Annotated in this window: 26 protein-coding genes and 1 tRNA gene; 10 read left to right on the forward strand and 17 right to left on the reverse strand. The window is 60.8% G+C overall.

The features are described 5' to 3' along the window. Nucleotides 1-34: 34 nt before the first annotated feature. Together C444_RS10275 and C444_RS10280 are read right to left on the reverse strand one after the other, a co-directional pair. The gene (locus tag C444_RS10275; protein ID WP_004592722.1) at nt 35-514 is read right to left on the reverse strand and encodes an HTH domain-containing protein; all 480 of its coding nucleotides are present in this window, start codon (nt 512-514) and stop codon (nt 35-37) included. Nucleotides 515-593: 79 nt separating this feature from the next. Continuing rightward, nucleotides 594-1,178 carry a DUF7547 family protein gene (locus C444_RS10280; protein ID WP_004592723.1) on the reverse strand — a complete coding sequence of 195 codons (585 nt, stop codon included), beginning with the start codon at nt 1,176-1,178 and terminating at the stop codon, nt 594-596. A gap of 148 nt (nt 1,179-1,326) precedes the next feature. On the opposite strand from C444_RS10280, the gene C444_RS22335 reads away from it, so the two are divergent. Further along, entirely contained in the window at nt 1,327-1,476 is a 150-nt protein-coding gene (locus C444_RS22335; RefSeq protein ID WP_004592724.1) for a hypothetical protein, read from the forward strand. Nucleotides 1,477-1,619: 143 nt separating this feature from the next. Here the strand turns inward: C444_RS22335 and dpsA are convergent, their stop codons facing one another. Both dpsA and C444_RS10290 read right to left on the reverse strand, forming a co-directional pair. After that, the gene (gene dpsA, locus C444_RS10285) at nt 1,620-2,153 is read right to left on the reverse strand and encodes a DNA starvation/stationary phase protection protein DpsA (protein ID WP_004592725.1); all 534 of its coding nucleotides are present in this window, start codon (nt 2,151-2,153) and stop codon (nt 1,620-1,622) included. Between the two features lie 178 nt (nt 2,154-2,331). Then, entirely contained in the window at nt 2,332-2,721 is a 390-nt protein-coding gene (locus tag C444_RS10290; RefSeq protein WP_004592726.1) for a hypothetical protein, read from the reverse strand. 133 nt (nt 2,722-2,854) lie between these two features. Here C444_RS10290 and acs point away from each other — a divergent pair, with 133 nt between their 5' ends. Then, nucleotides 2,855-4,960 (forward strand): acetate--CoA ligase alpha subunit, encoded by a 2,106-nt coding sequence (gene acs, locus C444_RS10295; RefSeq protein ID WP_004592727.1) that lies wholly within the window; start codon nt 2,855-2,857, stop codon nt 4,958-4,960. Further along, on the forward strand, nt 4,957-6,033 hold the full coding sequence (locus C444_RS10300) for a phosphotransacetylase family protein (RefSeq protein WP_004592728.1): 1,077 nt from the start codon (nt 4,957-4,959) through the stop codon (nt 6,031-6,033). The genes acs and C444_RS10300 overlap by 4 nt, the downstream gene beginning before the upstream one ends. Nucleotides 6,034-6,230: 197 nt before the next feature. On the opposite strand, the gene bioD is transcribed toward C444_RS10300, so the two are convergent. The 4 genes from bioD to bioB are packed head-to-tail and all read right to left on the reverse strand — an operon-like array spanning nt 6,231 to nt 10,380. Beyond that, a complete protein-coding gene (gene bioD / locus C444_RS10305) occupies nt 6,231-6,965 on the reverse strand; it encodes a dethiobiotin synthase (RefSeq protein WP_004592729.1) in 735 nt (244 codons plus the stop codon). Next, nucleotides 6,962-8,164 (reverse strand): aminotransferase class I/II-fold pyridoxal phosphate-dependent enzyme, encoded by a 1,203-nt coding sequence (locus C444_RS10310; protein ID WP_004592730.1) that lies wholly within the window; start codon nt 8,162-8,164, stop codon nt 6,962-6,964. The genes bioD and C444_RS10310 overlap by 4 nt, the downstream gene beginning before the upstream one ends. A gap of 21 nt (nt 8,165-8,185) precedes the next feature. Continuing rightward, the gene (locus C444_RS10315; RefSeq protein ID WP_004592731.1) at nt 8,186-9,262 is read right to left on the reverse strand and encodes a saccharopine dehydrogenase family protein; all 1,077 of its coding nucleotides are present in this window, start codon (nt 9,260-9,262) and stop codon (nt 8,186-8,188) included. A 2-nt stretch (nt 9,263-9,264) separates the two neighbouring features. Continuing rightward, nucleotides 9,265-10,380: a biotin synthase BioB gene (bioB, locus tag C444_RS10320; protein WP_004592732.1), complete on the reverse strand. Its 1,116-nt coding sequence runs from the start codon at nt 10,378-10,380 to the stop codon at nt 9,265-9,267. 105 nt (nt 10,381-10,485) lie between these two features. Here bioB and C444_RS10325 point away from each other — a divergent pair, with 105 nt between their 5' ends. Continuing rightward, nucleotides 10,486-11,301: a cytochrome c oxidase subunit 3 gene (locus C444_RS10325; RefSeq protein ID WP_004592733.1), complete on the forward strand. Its 816-nt coding sequence runs from the start codon at nt 10,486-10,488 to the stop codon at nt 11,299-11,301. Between the two features lie 24 nt (nt 11,302-11,325). On the opposite strand, the gene C444_RS10330 is transcribed toward C444_RS10325, so the two are convergent. Continuing rightward, a complete protein-coding gene (locus tag C444_RS10330) occupies nt 11,326-11,850 on the reverse strand; it encodes a hypothetical protein (RefSeq protein WP_004592734.1) in 525 nt (174 codons plus the stop codon). Between the two features lie 3 nt (nt 11,851-11,853). After that, the gene (locus C444_RS10335; protein ID WP_004592735.1) at nt 11,854-14,136 is read right to left on the reverse strand and encodes a DUF6789 family protein; all 2,283 of its coding nucleotides are present in this window, start codon (nt 14,134-14,136) and stop codon (nt 11,854-11,856) included. Between the two features lie 177 nt (nt 14,137-14,313). On the opposite strand from C444_RS10335, the gene coxB reads away from it, so the two are divergent. Continuing rightward, nucleotides 14,314-15,036, forward strand: coding sequence for a cytochrome c oxidase subunit II (gene coxB / locus C444_RS10340; RefSeq protein WP_004592736.1), 723 nt, complete (start codon nt 14,314-14,316; stop codon nt 15,034-15,036). A 22-nt stretch (nt 15,037-15,058) separates the two neighbouring features. Here coxB and panB read toward each other — a convergent pair whose 3' ends face one another. Next, nucleotides 15,059-15,868, reverse strand: a complete 810-nt coding sequence (gene panB, locus C444_RS10345) for a 3-methyl-2-oxobutanoate hydroxymethyltransferase (RefSeq protein ID WP_004592737.1) — start codon at nt 15,866-15,868, stop codon at nt 15,059-15,061. A 97-nt stretch (nt 15,869-15,965) separates the two neighbouring features. Between panB and C444_RS10350 the strand changes: the two genes are divergently transcribed. Continuing rightward, nucleotides 15,966-16,193 (forward strand): DUF5822 domain-containing protein, encoded by a 228-nt coding sequence (locus tag C444_RS10350; protein ID WP_004592738.1) that lies wholly within the window; start codon nt 15,966-15,968, stop codon nt 16,191-16,193. Here C444_RS10350 and C444_RS10355 read toward each other — a convergent pair. From C444_RS10355 to C444_RS10365, 3 genes are read right to left on the reverse strand one after another with little or no spacing between them, the layout of a single operon-like run. Beyond that, nucleotides 16,172-16,714: an HAD family hydrolase gene (locus C444_RS10355; protein ID WP_080509699.1), complete on the reverse strand. Its 543-nt coding sequence runs from the start codon at nt 16,712-16,714 to the stop codon at nt 16,172-16,174. The genes C444_RS10350 and C444_RS10355 overlap by 22 nt on opposite strands. Nucleotides 16,715-16,762: 48 nt before the next feature. Beyond that, nucleotides 16,763-17,890, reverse strand: coding sequence for an acyl-CoA dehydrogenase family protein (locus C444_RS10360; protein ID WP_004592740.1), 1,128 nt, complete (start codon nt 17,888-17,890; stop codon nt 16,763-16,765). A 37-nt stretch (nt 17,891-17,927) separates the two neighbouring features. Further along, complete coding sequence (locus tag C444_RS10365) at nt 17,928-18,431, reverse strand: helix-turn-helix domain-containing protein (RefSeq protein ID WP_004592741.1); 504 nt, start codon at nt 18,429-18,431, stop codon at nt 17,928-17,930. Nucleotides 18,432-18,562: 131 nt separating this feature from the next. On the opposite strand from C444_RS10365, the gene C444_RS10370 reads away from it, so the two are divergent. Next, nucleotides 18,563-18,647: transfer RNA gene (locus tag C444_RS10370), tRNA-Leu, on the forward strand. Between the two features lie 136 nt (nt 18,648-18,783). Here C444_RS10370 and C444_RS10375 read toward each other — a convergent pair. After that, nucleotides 18,784-19,011: a DUF7511 domain-containing protein gene (locus C444_RS10375; RefSeq protein WP_239641288.1), complete on the reverse strand. Its 228-nt coding sequence runs from the start codon at nt 19,009-19,011 to the stop codon at nt 18,784-18,786. Between the two features lie 430 nt (nt 19,012-19,441). On the opposite strand from C444_RS10375, the gene C444_RS10380 reads away from it, so the two are divergent. Beyond that, nucleotides 19,442-20,239 carry a hypothetical protein gene (locus C444_RS10380; RefSeq protein ID WP_161607603.1) on the forward strand — a complete coding sequence of 266 codons (798 nt, stop codon included), beginning with the start codon at nt 19,442-19,444 and terminating at the stop codon, nt 20,237-20,239. Nucleotides 20,240-20,441: 202 nt separating this feature from the next. Here the strand turns inward: C444_RS10380 and C444_RS10385 are convergent, their stop codons facing one another. Both C444_RS10385 and C444_RS10390 read right to left on the reverse strand, forming a co-directional pair. Next, entirely contained in the window at nt 20,442-21,296 is an 855-nt protein-coding gene (locus C444_RS10385) for a hypothetical protein (protein ID WP_004592744.1), read from the reverse strand. After that, complete coding sequence (locus C444_RS10390) at nt 21,293-21,784, reverse strand: hypothetical protein (protein ID WP_004592745.1); 492 nt, start codon at nt 21,782-21,784, stop codon at nt 21,293-21,295. Before C444_RS10390 ends, C444_RS10385 begins: the two co-directional genes overlap by 4 nt. Nucleotides 21,785-21,963: 179 nt before the next feature. On the opposite strand from C444_RS10390, the gene C444_RS10395 reads away from it, so the two are divergent. Further along, nucleotides 21,964-22,200, forward strand: coding sequence for a helix-turn-helix domain-containing protein (locus C444_RS10395; RefSeq protein ID WP_004592746.1), 237 nt, complete (start codon nt 21,964-21,966; stop codon nt 22,198-22,200). Between the two features lie 240 nt (nt 22,201-22,440). After that, a complete protein-coding gene (locus tag C444_RS21825; RefSeq protein ID WP_152420805.1) occupies nt 22,441-23,007 on the forward strand; it encodes a hypothetical protein in 567 nt (188 codons plus the stop codon). Nucleotide 23,008: the final 1 nt, after the last annotated feature.

The raw sequence follows: 23,008 nt of genomic DNA on the forward strand, positions 1-23,008 counted from the left end.
GAGACGGCATAGAAGCCGAACAGGAAACGCGGACCTATACGGTCGAGACTGTTGTCGAGTAGGTATCCGGGAGGGTCCCAGTTTCGCCGAGTTCTGTAATGCACTCCTCGACGGATTCCGTTCGGCCCGCGTCAGCAAAGGGGGCTACCTGCACCAGGTCGCCGTCCTCGTAGACCGCGAGACAGACGGCCGGCATGACGAGTTCGCGGCGCCTCTCGCCCGTCGTCGAACTGTAACAGAGCCGGGTGTCGAAAAACGGTGCGAGGCAGACTCCGGCCTCGCGGGCCCAGTCCGCAAACTCGTTGTACAGGCCCCGTTCGGTTCCGTTACCGGGGCCCTGCAGCGGCACGCGTTTCTCCCATTCGACCGTTTCGATGTCGTCGAGTACGCCACGGCACACCAGCTCCTGTAGCTCACGTTCGATAGCGGTACAGCGTTTCTGTGACGGCGAAGGGAGGTCAGACCGGACGAACAGGGTCGCCCGGTGACCACTCGGAGCGGTAGAGCTGGACATCGGTATTCATACCTATACTTGTACAATAATAAATCATTATGTTTGATAAAACATAACTTTCATACCGCACTGGATTCCGTTACTCCTCGTCGCTTCCATCTCCGTTTTCGCTACCGCCGTTGTCCCTGTCCGGACCATCGATATCGTCTTTTATCGACCGTAATTCGGCATCTACGTCCACTGGGACGTCAGTGACCTGATCGGGGTCGACCTCCTCACTCATCCCTGGTTCATCGGCTAGTCTATCCTGGATCTGGTCACGCAACTGTTGGGCTTCCTGAATGAGCTCGCGGGTGTCTTCATCTTCCGGCCTCCCTTCCACAGCCTGCTGGAGGTCCGTCAGTGCACCGTCGAGTCGGGAGAGCGTGGCCCGACTCAGGTCACTCGCACGCTGTCGCACTTCATCCGAGGCGGACCCGGTCGATGTCGGCCGCCCTTCGGCCATCCGGAGGGCTCGACGGAGAAGTTTCAGCGCCTCGATATTGGTCTTCAAGACGAGAATGACTGCGGGGATAGTCACATCGCTGGTGAACCGCAGGAGTTCACCCGGCGTCGGGGGCCGCGGCAGGCCGCTGTCGGTCGTAGGCTCGACCTCCGTCTCTAACTCCTGTAGCGTCGTAACGAGGTCCGTAACCAGGGCGGTAAGGTCGTCGTCCGAACTCATACCTTTCTCTTGTCGCCTCGGGTACTAAAGGTCGCGCCGTGTCAGCGGCCGGCTTCTGGTTGCCGCTGCCGTCGATGCAGGGAGTGGCGCCCATAGACAATTAGGTCAACCAAAATCCTTTTAGCTTTAGGGGTGCCTAACTCAGGTAATGCCATCACAGACGGACGATGTCGAGGTCTCCGAGGACCGCCCGGACGTTGCAGCACTGGACAGCGGTGCTGACAGAACCGTATTTACCGAAGACGGGAACAGAGACGGCTGGATTTCGACCGACGTAACTGTCGACCTTCGACGATAGTCCGTTCGTCTCCCCGCTCGCGTTTCTTTTTCCTCCGAGTCTCGAACTGCGTTCTACCGGACCGGTTCACATCCTGCGACACAGTCTGAGCTATGTGGCGACTATCCAGCGGAAGAAACTGAGAGAGAAAGCCGTGTGCCGTTTTAGTCTAGGACGAGCGTGTCGTCTTCGAGGTAGTGCTCGATGTGGTGAGCGTCTTCCTCGGTCTGGACGATGATTTCCCGGAGGATCTGCGCCGTGGCGTGATCGCCGAGGTTCTCCGCGAGGTCGATGTGGTCACGGAGCGACTCGATGACGTCGCCGTACATCTCGAGGTCGTTTTCGAGGGATGTCCGGATGTCGTACACGTCCTGTCCTTCCGGTTCAACCGACGCGTGCTCCTCCTGTGCCTTCCCGCCGGCGATGGGCGTGCCGCCGAGGGCCTGCGCTCGCTCCGCGAGTTCGTCGGCCGCTTCTTCGGCATGTCCCGCGGCGTCGCCGAGGAACAGGTGGAGGTCACGGAACTCGGCACCTTCGACGTTCCAGTGGTGCTTCTTGACCTGATGGTACAGCGTGTACGTGTCGGCCAGGTCCTGGTTCAGCGCGTTGATTACCTGCTCGGACTTCTCCTTGTCGAGGCGGAGTTCGTTCTCTTCGACTTCCCCGAACTCGCGTCGGACGTGCTCTTGTGTTGCCATAGTCATCTTATCGTACATGTGGAGGCCACTTAAAGATTGTTTTGTGAAAATTTGTTTTCGGGAACCCAAAAATTATATTCTCAGATAGAATGGCTGGTTACCTGAACTGAAATATTATCCGATAATCACAACCGTCTCTCTAGCCCAGGCTGGGAACCTGATAGGAAAAGGAACGCACCTACTGCGACGACGGCCGGGAAACAACGAGCGCGACGGCGCTTTCGCCGATAGCGCTGCTGTCGACGGCTGTTTCACGAAGAACGTGTTCCTGATGGACTGCAACGACCGCGGCGAGCAGGTAGTCGTCGAGTCCGAGATGCGTGCCGTACTCTTCCCAGACGCTTTCTCTAACAGCCATGAAGAACGTCTCGGGCGTGCGGTGCAGCACTGCATCGTCGAACCGCTTTCGCCACTCGTAGACGAGATCCTCGACACCTGGGTTCTCACGCATCGTTCGCTGGTGGTCAGCGAGCGCGGACCGCAATTGCTCTTCATCGACGCTGTTTGTCCCCGCGACTCCACGGACCACGTCGTCGTCAAATGGTGCCAGGAGTGCTGTGTCAGTCATCGGACACCGCTACGGGGGTGACGAACAAAAACACCGTCACACCGAAATCGCGGTAATGAATCGTCTAGATTCCCGCTTACTGGGAGTTCCCCACACCTATATTCGGGCCCCACTGTAACCACCGAGTAGAGGCATGGGACGATTATCGACGTTGTTTGCGCCGGACCGTGTCGCAGTGGTCGGGGCGACCGATTCGGAGGGATCCGTCGGTCACGCGGTCACCACGAACCTGCTCGATTCGTTTGCAGGGGAGGTCGTGGCCGTGAACCCGAACAAAGAGACAGTACTTGGATTGCCGTGTTACGACAATCTCGCCGGCCTGGAAGACCCGGGGTCGGTCGACGTTGCCGTCGTCGTCGTGCCGCCGACGGTGGCAGTCGACGTCATCGAGAACGCTGGGCAAGCGGGTATCGAAAACGTCGTGGTCATCACTGCCGGCTTCGGTGAGACCGGCAGTGATGGGGCCGAACGCGAACGTCGACTCCGCGAGGTGGCCCGCGAATACGACCTGAACCTGGTCGGGCCGAATAGCCTCGGTGTGATGTCGACCCCCGTCGGGCTCAACGCTACCTTCGGGAACGAGATGGCGAGCGACGGCGACATCTCCTTTATGAGCCAGTCGGGCGCGTTCATCACCGCTGTCCTCGACTGGGCCGCCGAGCGCGATGTCGGCTTCAAGGATATCGTCTCGCTCGGGAACAAGGCAGTACTCGACGAGAGCGACTTCGTCGCTGAGTGGGGTGACGACCCCGATACTGACGTCATTCTGGGTTATCTTGAGGACATCAACGACGGGTCCTCGTTCGTACAGACGGCTCGTGAGGTGACACAGGAGACGCCGATTGTCCTCGTCAAGTCCGGCCGCACGGACGCGGGTGCGAGCGCGGCCGCCTCCCATACCGGTGCGATGGCCGGTTCGGAGCGGGCCTACGAAGCGGGCCTCGACAAGGCCGGGACACTCCGTGTCGAGTCCGTGCAGGAACTGTTCGACTACGCGCAGATCCTCGCCGGCCAGCCGCTCCCGGACGGGGACGAGATCGCTATCGTGACGAACGCCGGCGGTCCCGGCGTGATGACAACCGACGCTGTCGGCGACTCGGACCTACAACTCGCGCAGTTCGGTGACGAGACGTTCTCCCGGCTTCGCGAGGAGATGCCCGACGAGGCCAATATCTACAACCCGGTCGACATCATCGGGGACGCTCCCGCAGAGCGTTTCGAGACGGCGCTCGAAACGGTACTGGCGGACGACAACGTGTCGATGGCTGTTGTCGTCGCCTGCCCGACGGCAGTGCTTTCCTTCGAGGACCTCTCGGAACGCATCGTCGAACAGCAGGAGCGGTTCGAGAAACCCGTTGCGGCAACGTTGATGGGCGGGAAGTCGGTCGACGCCGGTGCGAACGTCCTGAGCGAAGCGGGCGTGCCGAACTACTTCGACCCGGCCCGCGCCGTCGGGAGTCTGGACGCCCTCAGACGCTATCGGGAGATCAGAGCGACCGAGTACGAGGAGCCGACGACGTTCGACGTGGACCGCGAGCGGGCCCGCGAGGTACTCGAATCCGGCGCCCGGCGTGGGTCGAACCGGCTCGGCGTGGAAGCGATGGAACTGCTTGATGCGTACGGGATTCCCACACCGCAGGGCGATGTCGTCTCCTCACCCGTCGAAGCGGAGGCGATTGCCGAGGAGATCGGTGACGACGTGGTGATGAAAATCGTCAGTCCGGACATCCTGCATAAGTCCGACATCGGCGGTGTCGAGGTCGGCGTTCCCGTCGAGGAAGTCCGTGACACATACGAGGACCTCGTCGTCAGGGCGCGCAACTATCAGGAAGACGCGACGATTCTCGGCGTCCAAGTACAGGAGATGGTCGACCTCGATAACGGCGTCGAGACGATTCTCGGAATGAACCGCGACCCGCAGTTCGGGCCGTTGCTGTTGTTCGGCCTCGGCGGAATTTTCGTCGAGGTACTCGAAGACAACACTGTCAGTGTCGCCCCTGTCAGCGAGAACGAGGCGAAAGGGATGCTCGACGACATCGACTCTGCACCGCTGCTGCGCGGTGCTCGGGGCAGCGAGCCAGTCGATGAAGCGACGCTCGTCGAAACCATCCAGCGGCTCTCGCAACTCGTCACTGACTTCCCCGCAATCGTCGAACTGGACATCAACCCCCTCGTCGCGAGGCCCGACGGGGTGCAGGCGGTCGACCTGCGACTCACTCTCGACCAGGAGAAACTATGACCGACACGAACACGCTACTCGTTACATCGCTTGAGGAAGGTATCGGCAAGACGGCTATCACGCTCGCGCTAGCGACGCGCGCTCACGACGCGGGCTACGATGTCGGCTACATGAAGCCCAAGGGGACGCGCCTGCGGAGCGCGGTCGGCAAGACACGGGACGAGGACCCGATGCTCGCCCGCGAGCTACTCGATCTGGAGACCGACCTCCACGAGATGGAGCCGATCGTCTACTCCCCGACGTTCATCCAGGAAGCCATCCGCGGGCGTGAGGACCCCGACGACCTCCGCGAGCGTTTGCAGGAGAGCATCGAGACGTGTTCGGCGGGAACCGATATGCTCCTCGTCGAAGGGAGCAGTGACCTAACGACCGGGAGCATCGTCGATCTCACTGACATCGATATCGCGGAGTTGCTCGACGCCCGCGTGCTGTTAGTCACCGGCTACGACACGCCCAGTGACACAGACGAAATTCTGTCTGCGGCCCGGGCGATCGGCGACCGACTGGACGGCGTCCTGTTCAACGGCGTCACAGACGCGACGGTGGACGAACTCGCCGACGACGTGGTCCCGTTCCTCGAAGGCGAGGGCATTCCAGTCCACGGCATTCTGCCGCGTGACCGCTCGCTTGCCGGCGTCACCGTTGCGGACCTCGCCCGGAACCTCGGTGCGGACATCCTCACTGGTGATGCAAATACCGATGTCCACGTCGAGCGATTCAGCGTCGGCGCAATGAGCGGGAGTAGCGCGCTCGAACGCTTCCGGCGGACGCGCGATGCCGTCGTCGTCACTGGCGGCGACCGCTCGGAGGTCCAGACTGCAGCCCTCGAAGCGTCCGGTATCAACGCATTACTCCTCACTGGTGGGTTCCAGCCCGCCAGTGCGGTCATCGGACAGGCGGCCGAGAAAAACGTCCCAGTGCTGTCAGTTCAGTCGGACACGCGGACGACGATAGACAGGGTCGAGGAGGTACTCCGAACCGGACAGACCCGGAATGAGGCAACGGTCGACCGTATGCGGACGCTACTCGACGACGGTGTCGACGTCGGGTCACTGCTGTCAATCGACCTCTAGCACCGTCATTTCGGCTGGGCGGTAGCCCGTTCCTAACGGAGCACGGGCCCGGGCTACGGGGAAATCTCCAGATGAAACGTGCCTTACTATTTTAGTGATCGGTAGTCAAGTATCAGATGGAGCCTTACCGGCTCCGTAGTGTCACACGACGGGGGTTTGCCCCCGTTCTATCCCCTTTGTTCGGACACGTATGACGGCTACTGATCGATAGCCGGCTGTAACACCGACTGCGGGAGATGCGCTTTCAGTCCGTCAATCACGCTATCGGACGACTCGATTTCAAGCGGTGGCACCGGCCAGACAGTACACCCGGTCATCCGTTCGATAACGTCCGGATTCGTGCGCTCAGCGGTCGTCTCACCTTCATACTCGTTGAGAACAACGCCGACGACCGGCACACCTCTCCGGCGTAGTGCCTGAACCGTCAGCGCCGTGTGATTGAGCGTGCCGAGACCCGAACGGGCGACGACCAGCGCAGGAAGCCCGACATCTGCAACGAGGTCGATGACTTCTCGGTCGTCCGCGAGCGGGACACGTAGGCCACCGATACCTTCGACGACAGCCGTCTCGCTTCCTGACACGACATCGGCAACCCCGTCGCGAATCGACTCGTAGGAAAGCGTGACATCGTCGGCTGCTTCCCTCGCGGCCACTTCCGGTGCCAGCGGGGGTGACAACCGCTGTAGACAGACTGCGGCGTCGGCCGTGCCACAGACGGACTCGACGAACGCCGCGTCGTCATCAGGCGGATGGCCGGTCTGACAGGGCTTAACTGCGACGGCGGCTGTCCCCACCTCCCGCAGCCAGCCCGTGAGCCCGGCGGTCACGACCGTCTTGCCGACGCCAGTGTCGGTGCCGACGACGAAGACGCCGTCTTCGGCGATCTGGCCGGTCCCGCCTTCCGGTTTCGACTCGTCGCTCGTCTCGCTCACAGCACGCCCACCTCCCTGCCGGCAGTCCGGAAGGCATCGAGGCACTGCGCGATGTCGTCGGCGGTGTGTGTCGCCATCGGCGCGACCCGGATACGAGAGGTGCCCTCAGGGACCGTCGGCGGCCGGATCGCGGGCGCGACGATACCGTGGTCGCGCAGGCGGTCGGCCAGTTCCAGCGCGTCGTCGCGGTCACCGACGACAACTGGGAGGATATGCGTCTCGCCAAGCACTTCGTAGCCCATCGTCTCGAGACCGTCCCTGAGTGTCGCCACGGTGTCCCAGAGTTCCGCCGTGCGGTCGGTCTCGCGAGTGATTCGCAGCGCCTCACGGGCCGCCGCGGCGTTCGGTGGGGATAGCCCGGTCGAGAAGACGAACGACCGTGCGGCGTTCAGCAGGTATTCGATAAGCACCTCGTCGCCTGCGATGTAGCCGCCCTGGCTCGCAAGTGCCTTCGACAGGGTGCCCAACTGCACATCGACACGGTCGCTTAGCCCCTCGCGCTGGACGACGCCGCCGGAACTGTCGCCGAATAACCCCGTTGCGTGTGCCTCATCGACCATCAACCACGCGCCGTATTCGTCGACGACGTCACAAATGGCCGGCAGGGGCGCGATATCTCCGTCCATCGAGAACACGGAGTCGGTGACCACGAGCCACTGTTCGTCCCCGTCGACATCGGCCGCTCTCGTTTCCATCTTGTCTCGGAGGTCGGCGGGGTCGCAGTGGTCGTACACCACTGTCTCGCTTGCCCCGACCCGACAGCCGTCGATAATCGAGGCGTGGTTCAGCTCGTCCGAAAAGACGACATCCGGGGCCAGCGCATCGATAGTCCCGATGTTGGCTGCGTAGCCCGACGAGAACACCAGGGCTCGCTCGGTCCCTTTCGAGGCCGCGAGGTCGCGCTCTAGCCCGCGATGGACCCGCGTATCACCAGTGACCAGCCGTGAGGCCCCTGCACTGGTCCCGACGGTTCGTGCGCCCAGTTCGGCTGCCCGCTGAACTCGGCTGTCGTCGGCCAGCCCGAGGTAATTGTTCGCAGCGAATACGACTGCTTCGTCGCCAAACTCCGGTGGCTCTCCTTTCGGGTCGTCGGCGAACCGGGTCCGCGCCGAGACGGATTCGGCGACTTCCAAATGCCGGCGAAGGTTCTGTGCCTCGCGCTGTTCGAGTCGGTCGTTCAAGTCGAAGCCGTGAGTCATGCAAAGCAAAATCAGGCGGTTTCAGAAGCCAGGCATCAGATCGGCGGGGCCGAACACGCCGTAGTGCCCGGCGCGGTTGTTCCGGACACCGGCTTTCAGGTAGCCCAGTGCCGGGCCGTTGACGTTGGCCTCCATGCTCGTCACATCGTCCAGCTCGAAGGTGTTCATGCCGGTCTCGCCGTCAAACGTCGTGCCCGTTACGCTGACCGTCGTCGTCGTCGGTTTCTCGTCCGAGCGCACGTCGAGGACGCCGCCGACGTGGACGTCCTCGGCGTCGCAGATCCCCGCACGCTCCAGTAGCACGTCGTCAGCGTGCTCCATGTCGTGGAACTCCAGCACACCGTCGTGCTCATCGATGAGGGCCTCGATCTCCTCCTCACTCATCTCCCGGGCCGTCTCGATGTCGTAGCCGTCGAGGTGCGCGATGTCCTCCCGGACCGTCCCGCGGTTGTCTTCGTAGCCCGACTTGAGGCCGACGCCCCACCAGATCTCGACTTCCTCGACCTCGACGAAGGACTGGGCGGCCAGGGCCGCTGCACCGGTCAGGAACCCGGGGGTCGCGCCGGCACCGCAAACGAATGTGATGCCGGACTCTTTCAGCAGGTCCTCGCGGTCGTCGAGCATCCCGATGACGCGGGAGCGCTTGAGCACGTCAATCATGACGCCTTCGTAGTCGGCTTCGGCGAAGCGCTCTGCCACGCGCGGGATGAAGTCGTGTTCGAGATTCGGCAACGCCAACAAAACGGCGTCGATGGCGTCGCTCTCGGCAATAATGTCGTCGATGGGCGTTTCCGTCGGCTCGCCCTGCGAACTGGCGACGATGCCGGCCTCCTCGCCGTGTTGTTTGACGCCGTCGGCTGTTTCCGCCGTGGCTGTGCCGCCGTCGGCGGCCATATCCGGGTCGTCGGCCGGCCCACTTGCGATGTTGCCTTCCGTCGCCTCCAGCAGTTCGTCTACGTCGAGGCCACTGTGGTCGATAGCCACGCCGTTGCGGTCACAGGCCGCGACAGCGGTGAGGCCGTCCTTGTGCTGTGAGACTTCGAGCGTCCGCCGTCCGATACCACCGGTACCAAGCACTGCAAAGCGTATGTCGTCCATTGTCAGTCGTCGGATTTGAGCTCTGATTTGGTCTGTGCTGTCCCTGCCGCCGTCTCGGTCTCTGTCTCGTCGGTCGCGCGTTCCTTGACCGCCTCGGGGTCGAACTCGTTTGCTTCGGTGTTCGGTTCGAGCCCGGCCTCTTCCATGATTTCGAGGTCGTCGGCCGCCGTCTGTCCCTCGGTAGTGAGATAATCACCGGTGAGGATGCCGTCCGCGCCGGCCTCCAGCGCGGCTACCTGTCCGTCCGTATCGAGGTTGACCTCGCGCCCGCCGGTCAGGCGCACGCGGGACTCGGGATGGAGCAGGCGGTAGACCGCGATGGTCTTGACGACCTCCTCGGTCGTGATGTCGGGCAGCCCCTGTTCTGCCATGGGAGTACCAGCGACCGGGTTCAGGATGTTTACCGGGAGCGAGGAGATGCCGATGTCCTGCAGGGCCATCGCCGCGTCGACCCGGTCGGTCGGCGATTCGCCCATCCCAAGGATGACCCCGGCACAGAGATCCATGCCGGCGTCCTTGGCGACTCGGAGCGTCTCGACCCGCTTTTCGAAGGTGTGGGTCTGGACGACTTCCGGGAAATACCGCGGCGAGGTCTCTATATTGTGATTGTAGTGATTGAGCCCCTCGTCGGCCAGAATCGCGGCCTCCTCCTCCGTGAGGATGCCGAGGCTGGCGTCAACCTCTACATCCGTCTCGTCGCGGACGAGGCGGATGGCTTCGAGGACCTCCTCCCACTCCTCGGGGCGGTTCTCCTTCGAGACGCCCTTCTCGGCGACGACGATACCGAACCGCTGTGCGCCGTCGCGTTCGGCGCGCTTTGCGGCCTCCAGTATCTTTTCCGGGCCGAGAAAGCCGTAGTTGTCGATGCCGGTGTCGAAGTGAACCGACTGGGCACAGAAGCCACAGTCCTCCGCGCAGTTCCCGGCTTTGGCGTTTACGATCGAACACGCATCGACGGTGTCGTCACCCAGTTGCGTGCGCACGTAGTCGGCCCCGGCCGCCAGGTCGTCGACCGGCTGTGCGATGAGAGCCAGCCCGTCCCGTCGGTTGAGGCGCTCGCCGTCCAGCACGCGTGCGACAGCGTCGTCTACCGTTTGGTTGCCCGTCTCGTAAACCACACTTTCGGTGTCGGTTGACGGCCTGATAAATATTCGGGTGAGTCCTGCAACCGACGTGCGAATCGCGGGGGTACCGTTTTACCGAACCCACTGCTACGCGTTCACATGGCTGGTTCGACGGAGTCGGGAACTGAACACGTCGCCGAAGACGGCCACGAACACCGAAGTCGGTGGCCCCTGATAGCTGCAATCGGTGCCGCGTCGCTGTACTTGGGCGTCGGACTGGTATTTGTCGGGCTTGATCTGGTTCCGTCTGTGGTCCCGATTGTTCTCGGCGGTGCCGGTGCGATCGGTTTGCTGACCGGACTCGCCGGGTGGGCCAACGAGGCGTTCATCGCCGATTACGTACGGAGCCGGAGGGACGGCAATCCCGACCTGTACGCCACGACGATGGTTCTGTTTCTCGTCTCCGACGTAGCGACGTTTTCCGCCGGTTTCGTCTACTACGCCTTCATCCGGGCCGGGTCGTGGCCGCCGACTCACCTTCCGCCGTTGCTTGGCTCGCTGGTGGTCATTAACACGGCGCTACTGCTCGCAAGCAGCGTGACGCTCCACTACGGACACGAGGCGCTCGAAGGCGGGAACCGTCGGCGATTCCTCGGTCTCCTTGGGGGGACGCTCGCGCTCGGCGTCGTCTTCCTCGCCGGGCAAGCGTATGAGTACTACGAGTTCGTCGCCGTGGAGGGATTCGGTATCGGCTCCGGCGCGTTCGGGAGCGCGTTCTACGGCCTGACCAGCCTCCACGGCCTGCACGTTGCGCTCGGCGTCCTGTTGCTCGCTATCGCGTTCGGCCGCGCGCTCCGGGGCCATTACACACCTGATCGGGACACGGCTATCCGGACCACGTCGCTGTACTGGCACTTCGTCGACCTCGTGTGGGTGTTCCTCGTCGTCGTCCTGTACGTCGGCGCGGCGTTTTGACCCCACGTTGAGCGCACGAAACCGCTATTCTGACCGGCCGGCCCGCTGTTCCAGCCGTATCAGCCGCCGGTACAGCGGGGGTGCCAGGACACCGAGGAACCCGAGCGCGATTGCGAACACGCCGAGGGGGAACTGGAGCGGCGCAGCCGCGAAGCAGGTGTTCTCCGCGACGATGGTCACGTAGTATTCTTCGCCTTCGTAGGTAACGATGGCTCCGCGGCGGAAGGCGTCGGAGTTGGGCACGCTACCGACGACTTGATGCTCACCGACCGGGTCGTCCACAGCCGTCAGGAACGCCGTCTGCTCGGCCGAGGAGAGGTTCTTGAAGGTCAACTGTGGGAGCCGCGGTCCCGGCTCGACCCCGCCGAACCGTTCGGCCGTCTCCTCGGGCGACTCGACGCCGATGGTCGGGTTCCCGCAGTTCTCCAGATCCGGCTCGATGAGTGCATAACCGCCCGGTACAGCCCCGGCGATACCGACCGCGATGAGCAGGACGCCGACGAAGGGCGCAAGATACTGGAAGACGAACGAGTCAGCACCGTCGCTCATCCGTTAGCTTCCTCCTTCGCTACGGCGGCGGATCGTCTCGTCCGATTTGAGGTACTGGAAGGTCACGGTCAGCCCGATGCCGTACGCCCAGTGGGAGACGAGCACGAAGGTGAGATAGCCGACGAACGCGAGCCCGCTCTGGCCGGTGTAAAACGCGATGGCGAACCCGGTGGAGATCAGCGTCGCGAACACCAGCCCGGTCTCGAACAGGAGACGACCGGGGAGGTAGTCGGAGAACGCAAGGAACAACAGCGGCCAGGTGACGGTCCCGCCGACGAGGAACAGGGCGGCCCCGATGGCCGGGCTCGCTGGCAGCCCGACCAGTTCGGCGATCTCGCCGAAGGAAACCGGGTCGAGGACGCCGATGAGTATCGCCGTGATGAGCCCGCCGGACATCAGGACTGTCCCGACGAACCCGCCGGCTGCGGCCATCCAGGCGTTCCGCGAGACGGTCTGGGCGACGGTGCCGACGCCGCCGGCCAGCCCAGTCGGTTCGGCTTCAGGGGCGTAGGAGCGCCGCGTCGTCTCGGGCACGGTCGGCTCCATGTCGTATTTGTCCATCATGTGCTGTTCGAACCACTGCCATTCGCGCGTGAACTGGTTTGTCGCCTTCAGGCCCCACGGGTCCGTCGTCGTCACGGGCGTCCCCCGCCAATATGAGACGAGCATATTGTACAGCCACAGCAGAGCACTCAGGCCGATGATGTACCCGCCCACGGTCGCGATCTGCTGGGCGAGCTGGTACTCCGGTGGATAAATCGCCTGTCGTCGCGGGAGCCCCAGCCCGCCGATGACTAGCAACGTCATGAACGTCACAAACGAGCCAAAGACGATCAGCAGCGCCTGAAACCTCGCCATCCGCGTGTCGTACCACCGGCCAGTGATGAGCGGGTACCAGTAGTAGCTCGCGGCGATCATCAGGAACGGGATGATGCCGACGACGATGAGGTGGAAGTGGCCGACGACGTAGTACGTCCCGTGGTATAGAATATCTACCGGGATAACGGCGAGGAATACGCCGGTGACACCGCCGATGATGAACGTCCCGATGCCGCCGGCACAGAGGATAAACGGCGCGGTCAGGCGGATATCCCCCTCCCACATCGTCGTGATCCAGTTGAACACCTTGATCGCGCTCGGAACGGCGATAGCGATGGAGACGGCCATGAACGACAGTTTGACCCGCGGGTCCGCGCTCGTCGTGAACATGTGATGCGCCCAGACGCCGAAGGAGAGGACGCCCAGGCCGAGTGTCGAGTAGACGATGAACTGGTAACCGAAGAGCTTGCGCCCGACGAACTTCGGTAAAATAAGACTCATCAGCCCTGTCGCTGGAAGGAAGAGGATGTACACCTCCGGGTGACCCCAGAACCAGAACAGGTGTTGCCAGAGGATAGCACCGCCGCCCTCCGTGGCGAAAAAGGCCGTTCCGAGGTTCCGGTCTAGCAGGAGCATCACGAGCGCGCTGCCCAGCAGCGGGAACGCGAACAGCGCAATCCCGCTCGTGACGAGCATATTCCACGAGAAGATGTCGAGGTTCGCCCAGCTAACGCCCTCGCCGCGCTCGTAGACAATTGTAGTGATGAAGTTGATGGCCCCGACTGTCGTGGCGATGCCGCTCAGGTGTAACCCGAGCAACAGCAGGTCGATCTGTGGATTGGGCTGCTGGACTGACAGCGGAGCGTACAGCGTCCAGCCGACGCTCACCTCGCGCATCGTGAGGAAAAACCGGATTGCGTCCGCCGGGAGGACCAGATTCAGCACCTGGCCGAGTACTTGCATCATGAGTCCCATCCGGACCAGAATCAGCGCCGGCGGCAGGAGCCAGAACCCGATGGCGTTGACCCGCGGAAACGCCATATCGTCGGCCCCGATGAGCAGCGGCAGGACGTAGTTCCCGATTCCGAAAAAGACCGGCAGGACGAAGAATATCAGCATCGTCAACCCGTGCGTGGTAAACAGCGCGTTGTACGTCTCCGGCGTCCAGATGTCCGCTGGCGGCGTCAGCAGTTCCGTCCGCAGCATCATCGCGTCGGTGCCGCCCCACAGGCCGGCGGCAGTGCCGAAAGCAATGTAGAGCAGACCGATGTCCCGGTGGTCCGTCGTCGTCAGCCAACGGTACACTTCGGACTGGATTCGACCGATTTCGAATTCGATCTCCTCCCGCGTCGTGTACCCGCCGTCGCTCTCCGGTCGTGCTTTCCGCCGCTCCCGGAGCCACAGGCAGAGCACTGACAGCGCCAGCACAGTCAGCGCGGTCCCTTCGACGATAGCCCTGTTTAGCATCTCTGTGTAACGTGCCGTCCCGGGACGAGTGCTCGTGTTGTCATGCTACACGTTACCAATTTCTGACACGGCCACGTTCATAAAACTACGCGGGAGGCTCGGGACCGATAGCTGTCACCGCTTGCCTGCTCCGGTTTTGGGCAAGTTATTTGACATGCCAGTTGGTACAGTGTGACAATGCGTCTCCGACGGCGCGTGATTCAGGCGGGCCTTGTCGTGGTCGGGCTCTCGCTACTTGCTGCTCCGGCCACAGCGCAGTCGGTCAACAGGGCGGCTATCGACGAGCTCAACGCGCAACTCCTGTACGTCGCCTTGCCACTGACGCTGTTCGTGGAACTCACGCTCGTGTACGTGATCTACCGGTTCCGGAACAACGACGACCCGAAGCCGACGGTCGACGACCCGGCACTAGAGGTGACTTGGACGGCCGCAACAGGTGCAATACTCGTCTTCGTCGGCGTCTCGGCGTTCGTAGTGATGGCTAACCCCTACATCACGCCTGCAGCGGCCGAGACATCTGCCGACGGTGGTGACGCCTTCACGAATGATACGGAGATAGACGTGCTCGCCTACCAGTGGGGGTGGGAGTTCTCATACGGCGAGGCCAACATTACGACTGAGGAACGGCTTGTGCTTCCAGCCGATCAGAACGTCACGTTCAGGCTGCAAACGACGGACGTGATTCACGCCATCTACATTCCGCAACTGGGCGTCAAACAGGACATCTTCCCCGGCCGGACGATGACAGCCCGAACGCACGCGACAGAACCCGGCGAGTACCGGTTGTATTGCGCCGAGATGTGCGGGGCCGGTCACAGCAAAATGAACGCCACCGTCGTCGTCAAGAACCAGTCCGCGTACGACACCTGGATGGAAAATCAGACGGCTGCGGCCGGGTAGGTCGGCCAACCGGTGTGACTGCTCAGTACAACTCGTCGAGTTCGTCTTCGGTGTGGCTGTGTGACTCCCCTGGGAACTCACCGGACTCGACAGCGTCGATGTACTCGTCGACAGCGTCGGCCACCTCACCGCGAACGTCACCGAACTGCTCGGCGAAGGGCGGGCTGGACTCGGAGAGGCCGACCACGTCGGTGAACACGAGCACCTGGCCGTCGCAGTCGCCGCCGGCCCCGATACCGATGGTCGGGATGTCGACGGTCTCGGTGACCTGGGCTGCGAGGTTTGCCGGGATGTGTTCGAGCACCAGCGCGAACGCGCCGGCAGCCTCGTGTTCTCGCGCAAGGTCGACGATTTCTTCGGCCTCCTCGTGGCCGGTCGCCTGTCTGGTGTAGCCGGTCTGGTTCACGCTCTGTGGCGTGAGCCCAAGGTGGGCCATCGTCGGGATTCCGAGGTCCGTCAGCCGTTCGGTCAGCTCGATTGTGTGTGGTCCGGATTCAAGCTTGACTGCGTTTGCGCCCTCCTCCTTCAGCATTCGTCCGCAGTTCTGGATGCTCTCACGCTCGTCCGCGCCGAAGGAGAGAAACGGCATATCGGCGACGACCAGCGCATCGTCTGCGCCGCGTGCGACCGCACCGACCCGAGACGCCATTTCGTCGAGCGTGACCGGGAGCGTGTCGTCGTGACCGAGGACGGCGTTCCCCATACTGTCGCCGACGAGAATGACGTCCACGCCGGTGTCGTCGACGATGCTCGCGGTGACGGCATCGTAGGCTGTCAGCATCGTGATCGGCTCCTCACCAGCCATCGCCTGCAGATCCCGGACAGTTGGCATATCCGAGCGGGGGCGCGCCTGCGCCTTACCTGTTCGGGTTGCGCAGTTCGCTCGGGAAATCGCAAGGTGCTTGCCACACCTAGCTGTACCATCGGACGTGCCAACAGTCGAGAAGACGGACCCGGACGGCGTGGACTTCGGGTGGGTGATGCAGGTCACGTTCGTGACGACGATATTGGTCGGCTCGCCGCTCGTCGTCCTCGCGTCGACCGCAGTCACGCTCCAGACCTGGACCGCGCGGGCGATGTTCGCGGTCCGCGTCGGCGCGCTCATCTGGTTCCTGACGGCCGTCTGTGTCTACCTCTACGCGCGATACCGCACCTGATCGAATTCGCTCGCCCACTCAAACGCCATCCCGGCCCGCTGGGCAGCCGTCGCGTCGCTCTCTGAGTCACCAACGAACACGACTGCGCCGGGATCGACCCCGATTTCTTCGGCAATCATCAGTAGCCCCTCCGGGTCAGGTTTCGGTGACTCGACGGTGTCACGGCCAACAACCGGACCAACGTGGCTGTCGAGGTCATGAACAGCCAGCGCCGCCCGACACGCCTCCTCAGCGTTGAGCGAGCAAACGCCGACTGGGACGCTGTGTGGGAGGCCGTCCGCGAGCGCCAGTCGCTCCGATTCGTACGCACCGGTCCGCTCGTGGTCGGTGATCGCCGCTTCGACGGCGTCACGATGGCCGGTTTCCGAGGACAGCGTCAGCATCTCCCAGAGGTCGCGGTTTTCCGGGTCGACGTTTCGGTCCCGCAGGACCGTCGCGACGTCGCTGGTCACCGTCTCCCAGTCGACAGCCAGCCTGACGAGGGTCCCGTCAAGGTCGTAGATGACGGCATCGTGTGTCACACTCAGCGGTAGGGCCGACGCCCGCAAAACCGCTTCGCCCCGGATCACTCACTCCAGCAAGTCCTGTGCGATGATGTTCTGCTGGATCTCGCTGGTCCCCTCGTAGATGGTCGTTACCTTCGCGTCGCGGTAGAACCGCTCGACGGGGTAGTCAGTGGTGTAGCCGTAACCGCCGTGGATCTGAACCGCCTCGTTAGCCACGTCGACCGCCGTCTCGCTCGCGAAGTACTTCGCCATGCTCGCCGCCGCGCTCGCTCGCTCGCCGCGCTCCAGTTGCTTTGCGGCGTCCCACGTCAACAGTCGCGCCGCCTGCACGTTCGTTGCCATGTCCGCGAGCTTGTGTTGAATCGTCTGGAACTCGCTGATCGGCTGGTCGAACTGCTCGCGTTCCTGAGCGTAGTTGAGGGCCTCGTCAAGGGCTGACTGTGCGAGTCCGACAGCTTGGGCAGCGATAGCGACCCGGCCGGTAGTCAGAATCGACAGGGCTGCGGCCAGCCCTTTGCCTTCCTCGGTCAGTTGGTAGCGCTCGGGCACGCGGACGGCGTCGAACTGGAGCGGGGTCGTGTCGCTCGCGCGGAGCCCGAGTTTGTCCTCTTTCTCGCCGACGGTGAGTCCCTCGGCGTCTTTGGGCACCAGGAACTGCGTTATCGAATTCGGGTCGTCAGGGTCGGCCTTCGCGAAGACGACGACGACGCCCGACCGCTTGCCGTTGGTTATCCACTGCTTCTCGCCGTCGATGACGTACTCGTTGCCGTCCCGACGGGCGGTGGTCGACATCTCCCGGGGGTTCGACCCGGCCTGTGGCTCCGAGAGCGCGAACGCGCCGACCGGGCGGCCGTCGACCATCTCCGGGAGCCAGTCCTCCTGCACTTCCTCGGAGCCGAACTGTGCGATACACGAGGTCGCGAGACAGTGGACCGACAGCGCCGTCGCGACCGCGAGCGATCCGTACGCGAGTTCCTCGTTGACCAGCGCGTACGTCGGTTTGTCGGCGTCGAAGCCGCCGTATTCGGCCGGCGTTGTTAGCCCGGTGATATCGATATCCGCGAGCCCGTCCCAGCACTCCTCGGGAAAGGACTGCTCACGGTCGGCATCGGCGGCTTTCGGACGGATGTCCTCGACGGCGAACTCTCGAACGGTGTCGCGGATGGCTCGCTGCTCGGCGGAGAGGTCCATACCGGCCGTTACACCGGAGTCGGCAAAATATCAGGGGTCAGCTTGCCTCGACGAGGTCGATGTCGAGGTACTGTTCGAGTGCCTTGATCGTCGACCCGCCGACGTTCGCCTGCGTCGCGCGCCCCTGCTCGACAGCGAGGATGTCCGCTTCGTCAAGATCGAGTTCCTCGGCCAGTTCACTCGTCTGCAGTCCCTCGTCCTGACGCGCCTCCGTCACGCGCTCGCCGTACTTGCTGACCAGATACGGGAGCTGGTCGTCGTCGTAATCCGCGCCGTCCTCCCAGTGGGAGGTATCGGCTCGCTGTGCGTCCTGCAGCTTCGCCGCGTTCTGTGCGGCTTTGCGTTTCCAGTTCTGTTCGTCGCGCGAGCTGTCACTCCCTGTCGTTCGCTCGTTTTCCCCGTGGTCACGCGCACAGCTGTCACACACTTGAAGGGTCGCACCAGCGACGTTTGCGGTCTGGAGGTCGCCGCCGTCGCTACCGCAGAGCTCACAGCTCCCGCCGGCGCTATCGCCACCACTGCCGGTCGAGTATTTGGCCATGCCCCCCGTAGCGGTTTCGTGATATTTCAAACGTCCGGTTCGACCGAGTGTCACACCCTCTCGGGGCGGGTCCAAACGAAAGCGCTTTTATTTACCCACGGGGAACAGTTGAATGCACTAAGTCAGAGCGCGCGTGGGTAGCCAAGCCAGGCCAACGGCGCAGCGTTGAGGGCGCTGTCCCGTAGGGGTCCGCCGGTTCGAATCCGGTCCCACGCACTCTCAGAGTGCAGGTGCATTCCCTTGGGACTGCACCCACGCAAACTTACTTCGGACACAACGCTTCCAGAGCGTTCGCTGTCCAGTCCGTGTTCAAGAAATCGACAGACGCGACCTGAGCGAGCCCACCCCTCGCTCACCGCATCTCGTCGAGCGCGACGGCGTGCTCGATGTCGACCGAAATCCAGTGGGTCGGGAGCTCGTCGTCCTGATCACTGAAGACGGTGAGCTCCGTCGGGTTGTCCGCATCGTCGACAGCATACTCGAACCGAGCCGATCCTGCAGGGCGAGCGGATGAATCACGGAGTGGGTCATACACCGGCATCGTCAGTCCCTCATTTGGAACGACGCGGACACTCCACATAAGCGGCAGTCGCGATTCCTGCGGTGTGGGAATTAGGCCGGATGCTACCGCTCGCGTCTGTAGCAGGAGTCCGGATTCGAACCGCCTGAACATCGCTCACTTTGTTCGCTCGTTCCGTGCTTCGAATCCGCTGGCGATTCTGCTGCTCGCGTGTTGCTCGCAGCAAGAATGCGCGGGACCGGATTCGAACCGGCGGACCCCTACGGGATAGCGTCCTAAGCCCGCCTGCGGCGCACAGCCGCAAACACGCCAATATCGGGGTGGCACAACCCGAATTCGTCTTGTCTACCAGCGAATTTGGCCGGGTTACTTATAAAAGTTGACCGGGACAGCGTTAAGCGCGAATCACGTTAAGAAGTATATCCCACACTGTTAGTATAATATTTCATGGAGTCCAGGGATTCCATTTTTAGTGGTAGTTCTGTAAAGGGTGGATAGCCAGTGGAATCCCTCAGAATCTCTCGTGGCGAAAGCACTATTAAAAAGACAAGATAAGGGTACCACTGACGTGGTAGCTAATCAGCTCATCTTTGTTCTTCTGGGCGGATTTCTGGGTATTATCGGTTCTATCGGAGGGTCCTATCTCCAAGCCCGATTAGCAAAAAAGAAAGAAATAAGAAACTCAATTTATCGTCCACTATTCAATCAGGTTCATAAAATCGCTGAGAAAGGTGAATTGCCCTATGACCGTTCAAGTATGGAATTTGAATCAGTCTGGGAGGATTTCGACGCATATCAGCAATTCTATGTAAAGGAAACTATTGCGGGCCAGATGGTAATGCTGGAAGGGTCGATTTCCGATTTTGAGGGGTTTCTGGAACTACTGCAGTACGAGCTTAGGGAGCGCGCCGGTGAATCACCATTCATTGAGGACCGAGGTGAAAGCCCGTCGATAGTGGCCGAAACTAACCAGAATGGGGACCCAAAGGCATGGGTAGATGTAGATGATTGGGTCCGAATGTTTGCTATACCACTAATTCAGACAGAAAAGCCTGAATATTTGCAAGAAAATCTCATCGAGTATTCTCAAAATCAAGCTGACGGGCATTATCGCTATTTCCAGTCATGGACTGAAGATGAGTACTGTATAATATGGCAGGCACTCAGGACTGCTGAGTCGAAATGGACTTGGGTCCCAGAAACCTCATATGAGCATTATACTTCCGTTTTAAACAGGGCGCGGATGGCCCAAAATGAAATTGGAGAGAAAGTATTGGGGGTTCTCTGAATGAAACTGACCTCAAGTAACTCTATTTACGAATCTTGGTAGGTCTATTGCTCGGATTTGGATGAGCGACTTCACACGAAATTCCATCTTTTCACTGAAGTAGCCCACAGTCTTGGACACCGAGAAGGGCGCGAGTAAGTCACCACGCCTGACCCCAGCCCACACCTCCGAGGGGTTACACCTCAGGCAAGCACCTACAGACCTATCGCCAGCTTTCGAAGTCCATCTGTCGACTCCGGTCTTGCTTCCCTTCGAGTACATCTGAACCATATCGAAGGAACGCAATTAGGTCACTAATCTCACCGTCTTCATCCGTTCGTTTCTCCAGCCCTGCCGCAATATCTCTGGCCTCGTCAGCGGTGTAATGTGCTGATTCTCCACGGCATGAGACTGTGATACTATCACCTTCTACGCTGGCGGTGACACGCTCCTCAGGGTTGTCTGCTTGGCGCTGAGTCAACAGTGCCTCGTACAACTCCCGGTGAGGAATTGTATTTCTCAGGGGGCGAGAGTCTGGTTCAGCTCCGAGAAGGTCCCGCCGAACCCGGCCAGCAGTCTTCGTCTGACCGTCAGCAATCAGGTTGGCAATCAAACGGAACACGCGGGACATTGGAACCGCGCCCTTCTCGCGGCTGTCAGTTGGGTTCCTCTGTGGGCCAGCGACCTGCTGAACATTTCCTTCTGCGTCTACCTTCACACCAGGAAAGTCCCCGGGTTCGTGACGGTCTTTCGGGTTCGCAGGATGATTCTTGCGGCCTGCTATCTGCCCAAGATGAATCATTAGCCCCTGTTCCCCGGTGAACGTCTGATTACAATACGGGCAGAGCCGAGCGTGTTTCTCGTTGTCGCGTTCTTCGGGGTAATCCATTTCGACCTCCCGTTCGCCGACTGTCTCCAAATCGTCCAGCGAAATATGGTCTGGAACTTCCCCGTGCGGGCCGTGGCCGTCCCCACTGGACCTGTTGATGTGGAGATTGATGCCCCGTGCCAACGGCGTTGCATCACATCCTTTGACGGGACAGCGAACCGTGCGCTCGTCATTAGAATGGTCCGTCATTGGTCCACCTCGAAGCAGTCGAAGCAGGGAAGCCCCGTCCCGTCAGAGCCGTTACAACGTTTGTCTCCGTTCTCACAGGACGCCGTCCCACCGTCTGTTTCGAGTTTGTCAGCCCCTGTTGTGATACTTTCCGGGGTTGACACCTGGAAGCCCGCCGCGGCCTTCTCGAAGTCCACAGCGGCTTGTAGAATCATAGGGCCACCGACTGTTGCGAGTGCGACCTTGTGCTTGCAGCCGTAATCCTCGTTGTAGCGGTCGGCCTTACACTCACACTCAGCGGGAATGAGAACGCCTTCACGGTCTTCCACGCCGACAAGGTACGAGTGGTCGTCCTTCTGGAAGCCATAACTTGCGTTAGTCACTCTGACCAGATGTGGGCCTTCAATAGCGAACTCCCACGCTTCCCAGCTGACTCGCTTTGCCGTCTTTGCGCCGAAGTTCAATTCCTCAACGACACGCTTTTCCGAACTGCTGTCTGTAGATTGCATTGGTCTTTGTCACTACGAAGACCACCCGTCCGGTGTTGTCGCACCGGGCGTTTTCCGAACCACAACGCCCCAAGGGGCGGACGACCTTCTACCAATAACCACGTGGTTACTGGTCATAAGTCTTTCCCACTAACGTCGAAGTCAGAGGGATTATACTTCGCCCGCTCGGACATACGGGCATGGAGCGGGAACGTGACGACAGTGGGCAATATACAGAGCAAGTGACGCTTGATAGCGTGACATCTGTTTTCGAGAACGCGGACTTGCCAGTACTGACTGCTACAGAGGTAGCCGAAGAGCTGGACTGTTCCAGACCGAGCGCGTATAATAAATTGGAGAACCTGGTTGACCGTGGAGAGCTACATAAGAAGAAGGTCGGGGCGAGGGCGGCAGTCTACATTCTGATGGATAAGTAGCAGGGGCCACCCCCAGTTGGAACTTTAGAGAACCCCCTACCCTCTGTATATATTGGTAAGCTGTCGCACAAAACCATCTCAATTTTACCAGATTTTGGCAAGGTTACGCAAACTCTCACCGACCTCTCACACCTATCGCAGTTGAAGTAGAAGTACTTAATAACAAAATTACACCTCGTCTACTTATTAAATAGATTTGATGACAATAAGATATTTACCATATCACATATATTTACTCGTGTGCCACAGACCAGACGTAGCTATTTAGCATCGATTGTCGGAGGGTCAGTTATATTATCTGGTTGTAGTAGTAATCAAACCGATAGCAGCAGTGGTGGTAGTGGAGACGACGAGGATTATTCTAATCAAAACACTGAAAGACCGGATGCTGATGGAGATGGAGTACCTGACTCCGAAGATGATTACCCCAATGATGCAAGCCTAAGTGTTCGAGAAGAAGTCCTGAGCGAACGTCAAAACGTATTAGAAGACGAATGGCTCACTTGGGAATTACCCGTTGAAACCGAGACCTATTTTGAATATGACATGATTGTGCGCTCTGGGCCATCTGTAGACTTATATACTGTAACTGAGAGCGAATATTCTTATTTTGAAAGTGGTGATAACTTCGAATATATTACAGGGTTAAGTTCACCCGAAACTACCGGAGACCGGGGCGATACTTGGCTGGAATCAGGAAATTATGTCTTAGTTGTTGATAATTCTGAATACGGTAATGCAACGCCTCCGACTAATCTTGATGAAGACCCTGCAGAGGTTGAATTAACAGTTACGGCTTCACTTTAAC

The sequence above is a fragment of the Haloarcula japonica DSM 6131 genome (assembly GCF_000336635.1).
In the GTDB taxonomy this organism is placed as follows: Archaea; Halobacteriota; Halobacteria; order Halobacteriales; family Haloarculaceae; genus Haloarcula; species Haloarcula japonica.

Excerpts from the sequence above, each read along its gene's own strand:
- C444_RS10315 (WP_004592731.1), bottom strand. The coding sequence starts at position 9,262 with ATGGACGACATACGCTTTGCAGTGCTTGGTACCGGTGGTATCGGACGG.
- panB (WP_004592737.1), bottom strand. The coding sequence starts at position 15,868 with ATGCCAACTGTCCGGGATCTGCAGGCGATGGCTGGTGAGGAGCCGATC.
- dpsA (WP_004592725.1), bottom strand. The coding sequence starts at position 2,153 with ATGGCAACACAAGAGCACGTCCGACGCGAGTTCGGGGAAGTCGAAGAG.
- C444_RS10390 (WP_004592745.1), bottom strand. The coding sequence starts at position 21,784 with ATGCAATCTACAGACAGCAGTTCGGAAAAGCGTGTCGTTGAGGAATTG.
- C444_RS10280 (WP_004592723.1), bottom strand. The coding sequence starts at position 1,178 with ATGAGTTCGGACGACGACCTTACCGCCCTGGTTACGGACCTCGTTACG.
- C444_RS10385 (WP_004592744.1), bottom strand. The coding sequence starts at position 21,296 with ATGACGGACCATTCTAATGACGAGCGCACGGTTCGCTGTCCCGTCAAA.
- C444_RS10275 (WP_004592722.1), bottom strand. The coding sequence starts at position 514 with ATGTCCAGCTCTACCGCTCCGAGTGGTCACCGGGCGACCCTGTTCGTC.
- C444_RS10310 (WP_004592730.1), bottom strand. The coding sequence starts at position 8,164 with ATGACTCACGGCTTCGACTTGAACGACCGACTCGAACAGCGCGAGGCA.
- C444_RS10290 (WP_004592726.1), bottom strand. The coding sequence starts at position 2,721 with ATGACTGACACAGCACTCCTGGCACCATTTGACGACGACGTGGTCCGT.
- C444_RS10365 (WP_004592741.1), bottom strand. The coding sequence starts at position 18,431 with ATGGCCAAATACTCGACCGGCAGTGGTGGCGATAGCGCCGGCGGGAGC.
- coxB (WP_004592736.1), top strand. The coding sequence starts at position 14,314 with ATGCGTCTCCGACGGCGCGTGATTCAGGCGGGCCTTGTCGTGGTCGGG.
- C444_RS10395 (WP_004592746.1), top strand. The coding sequence starts at position 21,964 with ATGGAGCGGGAACGTGACGACAGTGGGCAATATACAGAGCAAGTGACG.
- C444_RS10300 (WP_004592728.1), top strand. The coding sequence starts at position 4,957 with ATGACCGACACGAACACGCTACTCGTTACATCGCTTGAGGAAGGTATC.
- C444_RS10360 (WP_004592740.1), bottom strand. The coding sequence starts at position 17,890 with ATGGACCTCTCCGCCGAGCAGCGAGCCATCCGCGACACCGTTCGAGAG.
- C444_RS10375 (WP_239641288.1), bottom strand. The coding sequence starts at position 19,011 with ATGTGGAGTGTCCGCGTCGTTCCAAATGAGGGACTGACGATGCCGGTG.
- C444_RS10325 (WP_004592733.1), top strand. The coding sequence starts at position 10,486 with ATGGCTGGTTCGACGGAGTCGGGAACTGAACACGTCGCCGAAGACGGC.
- C444_RS10335 (WP_004592735.1), bottom strand. The coding sequence starts at position 14,136 with ATGCTAAACAGGGCTATCGTCGAAGGGACCGCGCTGACTGTGCTGGCG.
- C444_RS10330 (WP_004592734.1), bottom strand. The coding sequence starts at position 11,850 with ATGAGCGACGGTGCTGACTCGTTCGTCTTCCAGTATCTTGCGCCCTTC.
- acs (WP_004592727.1), top strand. The coding sequence starts at position 2,855 with ATGGGACGATTATCGACGTTGTTTGCGCCGGACCGTGTCGCAGTGGTC.
- C444_RS22335 (WP_004592724.1), top strand. The coding sequence starts at position 1,327 with ATGCCATCACAGACGGACGATGTCGAGGTCTCCGAGGACCGCCCGGAC.